Raw genomic sequence first — 14,086 nt, forward strand, 5'->3', positions numbered from 1 at the left:
GTTTAGTTTTCAAAGAACTTTTTCGTCGCTCTCAAGCGACTTTATTAATATATCATGTTATCATAAATAAAGTCAATTACTTTTTTAAAATAATATTTAACTTTGGAGACAACTTTACAAGTATAATCGGAAACAACCTTATAATCAAGTGTTTTCTCTACAATTATTTTCGCACTCCTTTTACACAAAAATAAAACCCCCGTATTTGGAGGTCTTAGATGATCTCTTCTATAAAGAGTTCTCGGTAGTTTTTTAAATCTAAAAATTCGCTTTCGCTAATTTTAAGTAATGGCCTGGTCGGCTGAGATTTATCAATAAATACAATTTCACCTGATTGGCCATTTGAGAGTTTTATTTTTGTTCCAATCGAGATGTTTCCAATTCCGTTTGTTAGTGCCTCTACTACCTTCATATCAAATTTCCCGAAGGATTCCATTCTTATTTCCTCGAGGGTCTTGAATGGGGACTGCCGGTTGCTGTAAGGTCTTTCTAGGGTCATCGCCGAGTACACATCAGCCACTGCAACTATTTTGCTAAATGGATGTAGTTTATCCCCGGTAACCCCCAGTACATAGCCCGTTCCATCCATACGTTCATGATGTTGGAAGACTGCTAATTTCACACTATCTTTTATTAGTGGTATCTTTTCAATCATTCGATAGCTGTATAAAGGATGCTTTTTTACTTCATTGTATTCAGCTAATGTTAGTGATGAGTTCGTTAATAGAATTTTAGGATCAATTTTAGACATTCCACAGTCACTTAGTAGTCCTGCTATTGCTAGATGATTGCAATCTGCCTCACTATATTTTAGTTTTTTTCCTAAATATCCCGAAAGCAAGCCTAGCATGACGGAGTGATGGAATAAATAGTCCTCTCGATTTGTATATCTGTGTAAAGAGAAGAGTTCTTTTGATTGTTCAAGTATTCTTTTAAATATTGGGAGAATAATTTGGCGAACTTTTGAGATATCAACAAGTGCACCAGCTTGCCAACTCTGAAATAATTGCTTGTATTCCTTTACAGATTTAAGATATTCCTCCGCAATTGAGTTTTCTTTTTCCAAAACTTCAACTTCTTCTACCTGCTCAGTAGGTGTGAATGGCTCACCATTGATTAAAAATGATTCAACCTGCACATCTTTTACTAAAAATACTTGAAGAATGTGAATATGTTCGTTTGATAAAACTGTTTTTTTAGGAATGATTGGTTTATTCGTTAAGGAAAAGATGTCATTTAATAGAATACATCCTTCTTTTAGTTGGCTTATCCTTACACGCATTTTTTTCCGCCCTCGTCTCTCATTCATATATTAGAATCATTTTACCAAAAAAAGAGAAATACTGCACCGCAGCATTTCTCTTTTTCGGAAGTTTATTCAGTTTCGCCTTCAATATCTGGTTGATCTTCAGTTACTGTTTCTTCAACTGATTCATTAACAGTTTCTTCAGAACCTTCCTCATGTTCTTCTTCTTCCTCTTCTTTTTCGACGACCGCAACTGTAGCTACATGTCCATTTTCATCTAAACGGATGAGCTTAACCCCTTGAGTTGTACGGCCAATTTGTGAGATATCGTTAATTGACATTCTAATTAGGACACCATCAGCAGTAATAAGCATGAGATCATTTTCCACTGTTACAGCTTTAACGGCAATAACTTTACCATTTTTGTCTGTAATATTGACTGTTTTGAGCCCCTTACCACCACGGCTTTGGATTCGGTATTCACTTGCTGGAGTTCGTTTTCCATACCCATGTTCAGTGACGATTAGGACATCTAGGTTATCTTCTAGAATTTCCATTCCTACTACTTCGTCGCCTTCAGATAGGTTGATTCCTTTAACCCCCGCAGCCGTACGACCCATGGATCTTACATCAGACTCAGGGAAGCGAATAAGCATGCCATCCTTTGTTCCAATGATAATATCCTTTGATCCATCTGTTAGTCGAACAGAGATAAGTTCGTCACCTTCATGAAGACCAACCGCGATTAAACCACCTTTACGAATATTTGCAAAGGATGATAGTGGAGTTCGTTTTGAAATACCTTTTCTCGTCGTAAAGAATAAGAACCAATCATCTACAAGCTCAGATACAGGAATAATCGCATTGATCCATTCTTCTTTATCAATTTCTAATAGGTTGATGATCGGAATTCCTTTAGCTGTTCTACTAAATTCAGGAATTTCATAACCTTTTAGACGATAGACTTTTCCTTTATTTGTGAAGAAGAGAATCGTATCATGGGTTGATGTTGATAAAAGCTGTTCAACAAAGTCATCTTCATTTGTACCCATTCCTTGAATTCCTCGACCACCACGTTTTTGGCTACGGTATGTTGAGACTGGAAGACGCTTTATATACCCTTTGTTTGTAAGAGTAAGGATGATGTTCTCTCTTGGGATCAAATCTTCGTCTTCAATCATTTCAAGTCCGCCGGATAGAATTTCAGTACGTCTTGTATCGTTAAAACGATCTTTAATTTCTAGTAGCTCTTCGCGAATGATTTCAAGTACTTTTTCTTCATCTGCTAGAATTGCTTTTAATTCTGCAATTAGTGCTACAAGCTCTTGGTATTCTCCCTCAATCTTGTCGCGTTCTAATCCTGTTAAACGCTGCAAGCGCATATCTAAAATCGCTTGAGCTTGTTTTTCGGATAGATTAAATCTTGTCATTAAGCCTTCGCGCGCAATATCTGTATTTTGAGAGCCACGAATTAGCGTAATTATTTCATCAATGTGATCTAACGCAATACGTAAACCTTCTAAAATATGAGCTCTTGCTTCAGCTTTTCGAAGCTCAAACGCTGTTCTACGTTTAATTACAACGACTTGATGGTCTAAGTAATATTGTAAGCATTGTTTTAAATTTAGGACTCTTGGATGCCCGTCCACAAGGGCAAGCATGTTGATTCCAAACGTTGTTTGTAATGCAGTATGTTTATATAAATTATTTAAAAGGACATTCGCATTAGCATCTCTTCTTACTTCCATCACAATTCTCATACCGTTTCGGTCTGATTCATCACGAAGGTCAGTTATGCCGTCAATTTTTTTATCACGTACTAATTCGGCAATTTTTTCAATTAATTTTGCTTTGTTAACTTGGTATGGAAGTTCTGTAACAAGAATAACTTCCTTACCATTTTTCATTTGTTCAATTTCAACTTTTGCACGTAGGGTAATGGATCCTTTTCCAGTTTCATAGGCTTTTCTAATCCCGCTTCTACCAAGAATATGACCAGCAGTAGGGAAGTCTGGGCCAGGAATAATATCCATTAACTCCGCTATCGTCATCTCAGGGTCCTGACTGATTGCTAGAACACCATCAATAACTTCGCCTAATTGGTGCGGTGGGACATTCGTTGCCATACCTACAGCAATACCCGCTGATCCATTTACTAATAGATTAGGGAACCGTGCAGGGAGAACAGCAGGTTCTCTTTCTGAACCATCGTAGTTATCCTGATAATCAATGGTGTCTTTATTAATATCGCGCAAAAGCTCCATTGAGATTTTGGACATACGTGCTTCCGTATAACGCATTGCTGCTGCTGCATCTCCATCGACAGAACCAAAGTTTCCATGGCCATCAACTAGCATATAACGGTAGTTAAAGTTCTGTGCCATACGAACCATTGTATCGTAAACGGCAGAGTCACCATGTGGGTGGTATTTACCAATTACTTCACCTACGATACGCGCTGATTTCTTATATGCTTTATCAGACGTCATACCTAAGTCATTCATTGCATATAAAATCCTGCGGTGAACCGGCTTTAAACCATCACGAACATCTGGTAGGGCACGTGACACAATTACACTCATCGCATAGTCCAAAAACGATGTTTTCATCTCTTGGCTTATATTGATCTCATGAATTTGTGAATTTTGACTTTCAGACATAAAAAGAAACCTCCCTTATCAAGGGTATAAAATAAAGTGAAACTTCATTCAGTGGGGGTTTTCTTTCCCACTGAATGTTAGTCGAACCAATCGGGCATTTACTGGGAGTTGATTCACCACTTTTACTTCTTTGGCTTTACCTAAAGTCTTGAAGTGGGGGTCTTACTGCCAGTTAATACGGGATAAATCCGGATTCTTATTTTAACCCATTCAATTATGTAACCAAAACACAGGATAGTAACAACACTATCCTGCATTAAATCGTTATACGTCTAAGTTTTTCACGTATTGTGCATTCTCTTCAATGAAATTACGCCTAGGTTCAACCTTATCACCCATGAGCATTTCAAAGGTTTCATCCGCATCGATTGCATCCTGAAGCTTAACCTGTAGCATAGCACGGTTACTTGGGTCCATAGTCGTTTCCCAAAGTTGCTCAGGATTCATTTCTCCAAGACCTTTGTAGCGCTGGATACCCGGCTTTGGATTACTTGGCATTTCTGCTAAATACTTTTCAAGCTCACGGTCATCGTACGCATATTCAACACGTTTACCTTGTTGAATTTTATATAAAGGTGGTTGCGCTATATAGATATATCCATGTTCAATAATCTGACGCATAAAGCGATAGAAGAACGTCAATAATAAAGTCCGAATATGCGCACCATCAACGTCAGCATCGGTCATGATGACAACTTTGTGATAACGAGCCTTGGAAATATCAAAATCTTCTCCAATACCTGTTCCTAATGCTGTGATCATGGAACGTACTTCATTATTGGATAAAATTCTATCGAGTCTTGCCTTTTCAACGTTAAGAATTTTCCCTCTAAGTGGCAGGATTGCTTGGAAGTGACGATCACGACCTTGCTTTGCAGATCCACCCGCCGAGTCACCCTCAACGATATAAAGTTCACTAATGGAAGGGTCCTTTGATGAACAATCAGCAAGCTTTCCTGGTAGGCTCGAAATCTCTAACGCACTTTTCCTTCTTGTTAATTCACGTGCTTTTTTCGCGGCCATTCGTGCTCTTGCAGCCATGGTTCCTTTTTCGACAATCTTCCTGGCAACTGAAGGATTTTCTAATAAAAATGCTTCAAACTTCTCAGAAAACACAGATTCAGTTATCGTTCTTGCTTCACTGTTTCCGAGCTTTGTTTTTGTTTGCCCCTCGAATTGTGGGTCTGGGTGCTTAATAGAGATGATAGCTGTTAGTCCTTCTCGAACATCATCACCCATTAAATTGGCATCATTTTCTTTAAATATATTATTTTTACGTGCATAGTCATTGATAATCCGCGTTAAGGCTGTTTTAAATCCAGATTCGTGTGTCCCACCTTCATAGGTGTGAATGTTGTTAGCGAACGAATAAATATTACTTGTATAGCTATCGTTATATTGGAGGGCGATCTCAATTGCAATCCCTTCTTTTTCACCTTCAACAAACACTGGTTCTTCATGAACCACTTCTTTTGTACGGTTAAGGTGTTCAACGTATGACTTAATTCCACCTTCGTAATGGTATTCCTTACGTTTGTTTTCTTCACGCTTATCTTCGATTGTGATTTTTACACCTCTTGTTAAGAAGGCAAGCTCACGAAGACGAGTTGCAAGTGTATCAAAATCATACTCTAGTGTTTCAGTAAAAATTTCACCATCTGGCTTAAAATGTGTTGTAGTACCAGAATAATCCGTTTCTCCAACAACTTTTAACTCAGTTACTACATGACCACGTTCAAATGCAATATAGTGGATTTTACTATCACGGTGTACATATACCTCTAAGCTTGTGGAAAGGGCGTTAACAACAGATGCGCCAACTCCGTGTAGTCCACCAGAAACCTTGTAACCGCCGCCGTCAAATTTCCCACCAGCATGAAGTACAGTCATAATGACTTCTACAGCTGGACGTCCCATTTTTTCTTGTATCCCGACCGGAATCCCACGTCCATTGTCCTTTACGGTAATACTATTATCTTCTTCAATGATGACATTAATCTCATCACAATAGCCCGCTAATGCTTCGTCAATACTATTATCTACGATTTCCCATACTAAATGGTGCAATCCTTTTCCAGATGTTGTACCAATATACATACCAGGGCGTTTTCTTACGGCTTCTAAACCTTCTAAAACCTCGATTTGACTCTCATCATATTCATGCTGTTGCAATTCTTTTTCTTCCATTGCCACCAATATCACCTACACTTTATATTAACGAAAAAGTACGAGCTCCTAAAGCAGCTATCATCCTCATACTTCTTCTAAAATCGATTCAAAATCGGATACATGCTGTGAACGTTTTTTTAATGTACTAGAAGATAATGGTGAGAAATATACTTTATCAACAGTTACCACTACTGACTTTGTGTTTCCATTAGACAATTCTACCACTCTGTCTTTTTGTACATCTAAAAACTCATTAACGATAGAGGAGGATTTTAAAAGCTGTCGATCTAATATCGTAATGACATCTGATGAACGAACCATTACATTCTCTCCCAAATGTATGAACAAACTTCATCACCTCATTTAAGCTTTGCTATGACTCCTGCAGAAACGGCGTAAGTTGCAGCCTGCTTCAATGTATCATGATTGATTCCCTCTACGCTTGTTGTTGTGACAAAGGTTTGCACTTTGCCTTGGATTGTATTTAATAAATGGGACTGTCTAAAATCATCCAGTTCCGATAGAACATCATCTAATAATAAAATTGGGTATTCCCCAATTTCTGAGTGAATTAATTCTATTTCTGCTAGCTTCAGCGATAGGGCTGTCGTACGTTGCTGGCCTTGGGATCCAAAGGTTTGGACATCCTTTCCATTCACAAAAAATGCAAGGTCATCCCGATGTGGCCCCGCTAATGTAACGCCTCTTTCAATTTCCCTCTCTCTTATTTTAGCAAATTTTTCGTCGTATACATCTACCATTTTCGACAATTCAGCGGTTTCTAATACCTCAATCGATGGTTTATATTCAATTTGAAGCGTTTCGAGCCTTCTACTGATTCCATGATGGATGGGTTCGGCCCATTTCTGTAATAAAATAAGGAATTCAAATCGTTTTTTGACAATTTTTGCCGCAGCTTGAATTAATTGTGAGGTTAACACATCAAGCATAGTTTGATCGTGTTGTTTTTTAGTTTGAAGCTGCTTTAAATAGTGATTTCGCTGGTGAAGGATCTTTTGATATTGGCTTAAGTCATGTAAATAAACAGCCGACACTTGACCAATTTCCATATCAATAAATCGTCTTCTCACCTGTGGACTTCCCTTGACAAGATTTAAATCCTCAGGGGCAAACATGACCACGTTCATATGTCCAACATACTGGCTCAGCTTTTGCTGCTCCAAATGATTACTTTTTGCTTTTTTACCCTTTTTAGAGATCACAAGCTGTAAGGATAGGGGACCGTTCCTTTTTTGAACCCTACCCTCTATTTTAGCATACTCTTCATCCCAGCGAATCAATTCTTTATCATTTGAGGTACGATGTGACTTAGCCATCGCTAAAACATAGATGGACTCCATCACATTTGTTTTACCCTGTGCATTTTCACCTAGTATGACATTAACTTTATTTTCAAATTGTACGGATAATTTTTCATAGTTTCGATAATTCGTTAGTTCTATTTCTTCAATGAACAAATGGATTCACCCTTTGCGCACAAGCGCGAGGGCAATCCCTCGCTGCTCAAGCTTTTGATATGACAAACGTTCCAAAGCCAGGAATGTCTACTTCATCCTTATCTACTAGCTTTTTTCCACGGCGATTTTCTAGCTCTCCATTTACGTAGACTTCATGCTCACCAAGAAACCACTTTGCCATTCCACCTGATTGGATGACTTCTGCAAGCTTCAAAAACTGTCCTAATGTGATAAAGTCTGTCGAAATTTCTATTTCCTTCGCCATCTTTTTCGCCTTCTTTCTTTTATTTTACTAAAGAAACCATAACTAGAAAAGAAAACTACTAGGTTTTTACGGCCTAGTAGTTCTTCTTATCTTAGTAAGTGCGCACTGGGAGAATCAAATGAAAGACTGTATCGTCATCAAGTGCTTTTATAAAGAATGGTCTCATTGCACCAGTAAAGCTAATTCGAATTTCAGAGCTTTCTATCGCTTTTAATGCATCCATCATATATTTTGCACTAAAAGAAATCTTTAATTCTTCACCTTCGATTGATTTACTTTGTATTTCCTCATTTACCTTTCCAATTTCAGGGGAGGTGGACGAAATTTCGACAACACCTTCAGGTAAAGTTGTAAACTTCACGACATTATTATTTGCTTCTCTTGCTAGTAAAGAAGCGCGATCGATGGATTGTAAAAATCCCTTCGTCGTTAAAATAATCTCCGTTTTACTTTCAGTAGGGATCAATCTAGACGTATCTGGATAGCTCCCATCTAATAAACGAGAGAAGAACAATAAATGTTTTGTTTTAAATAGTACCTGGTTCTCAGTTATGACGATATCTACTAAATCTGTAGTATCATCTAAAATTTTACTTAACTCGTTTAAGCTTTTACCTGGAATGACAGCACCATAAGATCCATCATCCTCTGTTTCAATCGTTGCTGTTCTCATTGCGAGTCGGTGGCTGTCGGTTGCAATACAATGTAGTGTATTATTTTCAACCTTCCAATTTACACCTGTTAAAATAGGGCGAGTTTCAGAAGTTGATACTGCAAATACCGTTTGACGAATCAAATTTTTTAGTAAGTCTGCAGGAATTTTAAATCCTTGATTACCTTCAATTTGTGGTAATTGTGGATATTCATCAGCATCAAGTCCATTTAAATTAAATTCAGCTTTTCCTGAACGAATAATCGTGAGTAGGTTTGAATGAACTTCAATTTCAACAGTATCCTTAGGAAGCTTTTTAACAATTTCACTAAAGAAACGAGCCTGTAAAACAATACTTCCTGTTTCTTTAATTTCAACAATTTCATTTCCAGCTTCTTCAGTAGGAATAAAGGATTCAATTGAAACATCAGAATCGCTACCTGTAAGAGTTACGCCTTCAGTTGTGGCTACAATTTTGATCCCTGTTAAGATTGGTATGGTTGTTCTTGACGATACAGCTTTCATTACATCTTGAACACTTCGAACAAGATAGTCTCTTTGAATGATAAATTTCATCAAAAATCCTCCTAAAAATAGTTCTATTTTTGACTTCATGCGAATACATTTTTAAGTTATATATATTTATTTTTTAAAAGAAAAATCGTAGAAGTACTAGTAGGTCCTGTGAGTATGTGGATAACTCGAATAAAACAAATCAAAACAGTCTATCCACATGTGGATAGACTGTGCGCAACAACAAAGAAGTTATTCACAGTATTCACATTACAAGTACTTGTCCAAATTAAAAGATGAAACCTTTTTACCTTAACCTTTTAATTGGGTAATGATTTCATTTATTTGTTTTTGTAATTGAGTGTCCGTCTTTAATAGGTTTGAGATTTTCTCATGAGCATGAATAACCGTTGTATGATCACGCCCACCAAATTCCTCTCCAATTTTAGGCAGAGAGGAGTCGGTCATTTCCCTTGAAAGATACATCGCAATTTGGCGAGGGTAGGCAATCGACTTTGTACGTTTTTTCGCCTTAAAATCCTCAAGTTTAATACTATAATGCTGTCCAACAACCTTTTGGATCTCGAAAATCGTAATCACTTTGGGTCTTGAACTTGGAATAATATCTTTCAAAGCTTCTGCAGCAAGGTCTGCATTCATGTCTTTATTAATTAAAGATGAATACGCAACGATACGAATAAGCGCACCCTCAAGCTCACGAATATTCGTATTGATTTGGTTCGCGATATAGAGCATGACCTCATTTGGAATATCAAGTCCCTCTGCCTTTGCTTTTTTGCGTAAAATCGCAATTCTTGTTTCAAGATCAGGAGGGGTAATATCGGTAATCAAACCCCATTCGAAGCGGGAACGAAGCCTATCCTCTAAGGTTGGAATCTCCTTCGGCGGTCTGTCGCTCGAAATGACGATTTGCTTACTTTCCTCATGCAAAGTGTTAAATGTATGGAAAAATTCTTCTTGAGTTGATTCTTTTCCGGCCAAAAATTGAATATCATCTATAAGTAAGATGTCGACATTTCGGTATTTGTTTCTGAATTCGACAGCTTTATTGTCCCGAATGGAGTTAATGAATTCATTTGTAAATTTCTCTGATGATAGATAGACCACTTTAGCATTTGGATTATGCTCTTGAACATAATGGCCAATCGAATGCATTAAATGGGTTTTTCCTAATCCGACACCACCATATAGAAAGAGTGGGTTATAGGCTTTTGCTGGTGCTTCTGCAACAGCTAAGGATGCAGCATGTGCAAAGCGATTACCAGAACCAATTACAAATGTATCGAATGTGTATTTTTGATTTAGCATGTTTTGAGAGTGTTCAGCTGGTTCATCTTGTTTCGTAGCTTTTTTCTCAGGTGTTTTCAATTCGAATTCTGCATCTAGTTGATTTTGAGGAATAATAAATTTGATTCCGAGTTCTGCACCGGTTAAATCATAAATCGTTTCAGCGATAAGATGCAGATATCTTGATTCTAGCCAATCTCTAGCAAACTCATTGGGAGCCGTAATAATGAGTGTATCTTTTTGTAGGGCATGTGCTTTTGTTGATTTCAACCATGTTTCAAAGCTGGGCTTGCTTAATTTTTTTTCAATCTCCTGGAGTGCTTTTGCCCATAAATCTGCAATATTCTCCAACAATATCCCTCCTTTGTTAGCTCATTTTTACTAAGTATGAATAATCGAATGTATAAAAATAAGGCCTTATGCAATTCTTTTTCTTTAAATGAATAGGGATTTATAAATATACACTCTTTATAATTTGTGAATAACTATATAATATAGTAGAAAAGCATCTTTTCGACATAATCCACTGATTGTGGACAAGTCTTCATTCACAATGTGTAAAAATCTATCCACATGATATCCACATTCTGTGGATAAATAAAAAATGTTAATAACTTATTACGAGTGAAAACAAAACTATAATATCAAATAATGACTATATAATCAATGGTTTTTGAAAACTTATCCACAATATCTATACCTTGTGGAAAATAATTATCCACAACACAAGATGATGTGTAAAACTTGTCGATAAATGTTGTGGATTAAAAAAAACTGTCGAAAAAGATATCCACAACAAAGAAAAGCTGAAGTGCCTCGCTCAGAAATGAGGAAACCGGAGGCTCCGACAAAGAGGCGCTTTTTGCCTCTGCCAGAGGAGGTAAAGCTTCTCGAATTTCTAGGCGTTGAAGCTGGCAACAAAGAAAAGTGGAGGCGGCTTACCTAGAAACGAAAAATTGGCCGACTTAAATCGCCACGATCTGTGGCAAAGTCGACACTAGCAATTCCTGTGCGTCGCAGGATGGAATTTTAATTATGAGTAAATTTAAGGGGATTAGTTACAGTCGTCAAACTTACTTTTTTCCATATGATTATTTGCTATCCAAAATATAGTATTTCAAATAAGGTTGACATTTTTTACGGGTTTTCACTATAATTAGTAAGACTGTCTGATGTTTAACTTTATTCAGCAGAAGTCCTTACTTCTTTAAGTGGAGGATGAATGCAAAGAGAGTATAATTCAGTGGGGGTTCAAACCCTGGCTGAATAAAGTTAAAGCCTCCGGCGGATGCCACAGATTTTTAGTGGAAGCTTTTCGAGTACGCTCGAAAAAATCTGGGCGCAAATACGCCAAGGCGTATTTGATTTTGAGAGTTAATTCCTCAGGGAGGTGTCATATAATGAAAAGAACATACCAACCAAGTAATCGTAAACACAGCAGAGTTCACGGATTCCGTAGTCGTATGAGCTCTAAAGGCGGACGTAAAGTACTTGCTCGTCGTCGTCAAAAAGGAAGAAAAGTATTATCAGCATAGGCCACTGAAAGCTCAGTGGTCTTTTTTTCAATAAATAAGTTTATTTCAATTTTTCTTATGCCCATACTAAGTTAAGAGTAGTGGATCTGGAAAATTAACGTTGTTTTGTAGTACGGGAGTTGTAAAGAATGAAAAAAGAATACCGTATAAAAAGGAATCAAGATTTTCAAACGGTGTTTAAGTCGGGAAAATCTTCAGCCAATCGGCAATTTATTGTTTACGTCTACCATAGGGAAGAGCTAGAACATTTCCGTATTGGCTTATCTGTAAGTAAAAAAATTGGAAACGCTGTTACACGAAATCGTATAAAACGATTGATTCGTCAATTCTTCCTTGAACACAAAGATCTGGTTCAAATCAAGGATTATGTGATTATTGCCAGGAAGCCTGTTGCCGAAATGAACTATGAAGAAGTTAAAAAAAGCTTGCTTCATGTCTTAAAGGTGGCAAAAGTGTTAAAAAAGATCCAAAAATAGTCGACTTTTTTCAAAGGAAAGAAAGAAATTTTCCTATAAAGATGGTAGAATACAAGGATACATATTGATTTTTCTTCGAATGAATATGTTTTACACTATATATTTACCTTTAGGATATTTAGAACTAGGAGGAAAAGTTGTTGAAAAGGCGAATATTAATAATAAGTGCGCTAATAGGATTGATTCTACTATTATCTGGGTGTGCTCAAATCAATGAACCGATTACCGCAGAAAGTACAGGGTTTTGGAATAAATACTTTGTTTATCCATTATCTTGGCTGATTACTTATTTTGCTGAACTTTTTAATAATGACTATGGTTTATCCATTATCATTGTAACCCTTTTAATTCGTTTTGCGTTATTGCCATTAATGATTAAACAAACGAAAAGTTCAAAGGCAATGCAAGCAATTCAACCTGAGCTTAAAACACTACGTGAAAAATACAGCTCAAAAGACCAAGCAACACAACAAAAACTACAACAAGAAACAATGCAGCTATTCCAAAAGCATGGTGTTAATCCATTAGCGGGATGTTTCCCATTATTGATTCAAATGCCAATCTTAATTGGTTTCTACCAAGCGATTATGAGAACAGGCGAAATTGCTAATCATAACTTCCTATGGTTTGACCTAGGTGAAGCAGATCCATATTATATTCTTCCTTTAGTAGCTGGAGTGACAACATTTATCCAGCAAAAAATTACAATGATGGGTATGGAAAACAATCCACAAATGGCAATGATGCTATGGCTAATGCCAATCATGATCGTTGTCTTTGCGATCAGCTTCCCAGCAGCTTTATCATTGTACTGGGTAGTGGGTAATATCTTTATGATTGTTCAAACATATTTAATTAAAGGTCCAGATATTAGGGCAGCTAAATCTGGAGATGCGGGAGGAGCCAAAAAGTGAAACAAGTAACTGCTACAGGGCAAACCGTCGATGAAGCAGTAGAATCAGCTTTAGCTCAACTAAGCACAACAAGAGACCGCACCGAAATACAGATCATCGATGAGGGTAAAAAAGGGATATTTGGAATTTTTGGAACAAAGCCAGCGGTTGTAAAAGTAACTGTTAAAATTGACCCTGTTGAAGAAGCGCAGAAGTTTTTAGAAAAGGTCGTTTCAACAATGGGAGTTTCAGCAAAATTGGATGTTACACGAAATGGAAAGAATGTGATATTCCAATTATCTGGTGAAAAAATGGCTGTTTTAATTGGAAAAAGGGGCCAAACCTTAAATTCGTTACAGTATTTAACTCAATTGGTTGCGAATCGATTTTCAGATCATTATTTGAACATTATGGTCGATGCTGAAAATTATCGAGGCCGTCGTGAAGAAACCTTGGTCCAATTGGCCGATAGACTTGCTGATAAAGTAAGTAGAACGAAGCAAGATGTCAAATTAGAGCCAATGCCTTCGTACGAACGAAAGGTTATTCATACAGCCCTTGCGAATCATGCAAAGGTTAAAACATCTTCAAGTGGTTCAGATCCAAACCGACATATCGTGATTTCACCTGCAGATTAAATAAAGAAGAATCCTAGGCATTTTTGCCTAGGATTTTTTTGTGCCATTTTTAAGAGAGGTATGTACTTGGTCTTTTTAAAGAACGAGTTGTTATAGTACAGAAATTTAGGTTTATTGTTGCATGATGGTGAGTTCTTCCTTGTTGTTATTCACATGTGGATAAGATAAAATGGAGTGTAGTTTATTTTGGGAATAACGAGGTTTTGTTTTCCTTGTGGATAAATAGGTAATACTAGTAATAAAGAAAATCCAA

General features: G+C 37.0%; 12 protein-coding genes. 4 read left to right on the plus strand and 8 right to left on the minus strand.

The features are described from left to right. Nucleotides 1–214: 214 nt before the first annotated feature. The 8 genes from V7097_RS17175 to dnaA form a co-directional block, all read right to left on the minus strand. Entirely contained in the window at nt 215–1,282 is a 1,068-nt protein-coding gene (locus V7097_RS17175; protein WP_335704863.1) for an HD-GYP domain-containing protein, read from the minus strand. 92 nt (nt 1,283–1,374) lie between these two features. After that, nucleotides 1,375–3,906, minus strand: coding sequence for a DNA gyrase subunit A (gene gyrA, locus V7097_RS17180; RefSeq protein ID WP_335704864.1), 2,532 nt, complete (start codon nt 3,904–3,906; stop codon nt 1,375–1,377). 264 nt (nt 3,907–4,170) lie between these two features. Continuing rightward, nucleotides 4,171–6,093, minus strand: a complete 1,923-nt coding sequence (gene gyrB / locus V7097_RS17185) for a DNA topoisomerase (ATP-hydrolyzing) subunit B (protein ID WP_335704890.1) — start codon at nt 6,091–6,093, stop codon at nt 4,171–4,173. Nucleotides 6,094–6,159: 66 nt separating this feature from the next. Continuing rightward, nucleotides 6,160–6,423 (minus strand): extracellular matrix regulator RemB, encoded by a 264-nt coding sequence (gene remB, locus V7097_RS17190; RefSeq protein WP_335704865.1) that lies wholly within the window; start codon nt 6,421–6,423, stop codon nt 6,160–6,162. Between the two features lie 11 nt (nt 6,424–6,434). Further along, nucleotides 6,435–7,553 (minus strand): DNA replication/repair protein RecF, encoded by a 1,119-nt coding sequence (recF, locus tag V7097_RS17195; RefSeq protein ID WP_335704866.1) that lies wholly within the window; start codon nt 7,551–7,553, stop codon nt 6,435–6,437. Nucleotides 7,554–7,599: 46 nt separating this feature from the next. Further along, nucleotides 7,600–7,818 (minus strand): S4 domain-containing protein YaaA, encoded by a 219-nt coding sequence (yaaA, locus tag V7097_RS17200; protein WP_335704867.1) that lies wholly within the window; start codon nt 7,816–7,818, stop codon nt 7,600–7,602. A 91-nt stretch (nt 7,819–7,909) separates the two neighbouring features. Then, nucleotides 7,910–9,046: a DNA polymerase III subunit beta gene (gene dnaN / locus V7097_RS17205; protein ID WP_335704868.1), complete on the minus strand. Its 1,137-nt coding sequence runs from the start codon at nt 9,044–9,046 to the stop codon at nt 7,910–7,912. Between the two features lie 249 nt (nt 9,047–9,295). Further along, nucleotides 9,296–10,642 (minus strand): chromosomal replication initiator protein DnaA, encoded by a 1,347-nt coding sequence (gene dnaA / locus V7097_RS17210; RefSeq protein ID WP_335704869.1) that lies wholly within the window; start codon nt 10,640–10,642, stop codon nt 9,296–9,298. 1,049 nt (nt 10,643–11,691) lie between these two features. Between dnaA and rpmH the strand changes: the two genes are divergently transcribed. From rpmH to jag, 4 genes are all read left to right on the plus strand, one after another. Beyond that, nucleotides 11,692–11,826 (plus strand): 50S ribosomal protein L34, encoded by a 135-nt coding sequence (gene rpmH, locus V7097_RS17215; RefSeq protein ID WP_335704870.1) that lies wholly within the window; start codon nt 11,692–11,694, stop codon nt 11,824–11,826. Nucleotides 11,827–11,954: 128 nt separating this feature from the next. Continuing rightward, nucleotides 11,955–12,302 (plus strand): ribonuclease P protein component, encoded by a 348-nt coding sequence (rnpA, locus tag V7097_RS17220; RefSeq protein ID WP_335704871.1) that lies wholly within the window; start codon nt 11,955–11,957, stop codon nt 12,300–12,302. Nucleotides 12,303–12,442: 140 nt separating this feature from the next. Next, on the plus strand, nt 12,443–13,216 hold the full coding sequence (gene spoIIIJ / locus V7097_RS17225; protein WP_335704872.1) for a YidC family membrane integrase SpoIIIJ: 774 nt from the start codon (nt 12,443–12,445) through the stop codon (nt 13,214–13,216). Then, nucleotides 13,213–13,833, plus strand: coding sequence for an RNA-binding cell elongation regulator Jag/EloR (gene jag, locus V7097_RS17230; protein WP_335704873.1), 621 nt, complete (start codon nt 13,213–13,215; stop codon nt 13,831–13,833). Before spoIIIJ ends, jag begins: the two co-directional genes overlap by 4 nt. Nucleotides 13,834–14,086: the final 253 nt, after the last annotated feature.

It is taken from the genome of Bacillus sp. JJ1562 (assembly GCF_036962705.1).
In the GTDB taxonomy this organism is placed as follows: Bacteria; Bacillota; Bacilli; order Bacillales; family Bacillaceae_L; genus Ferdinandcohnia.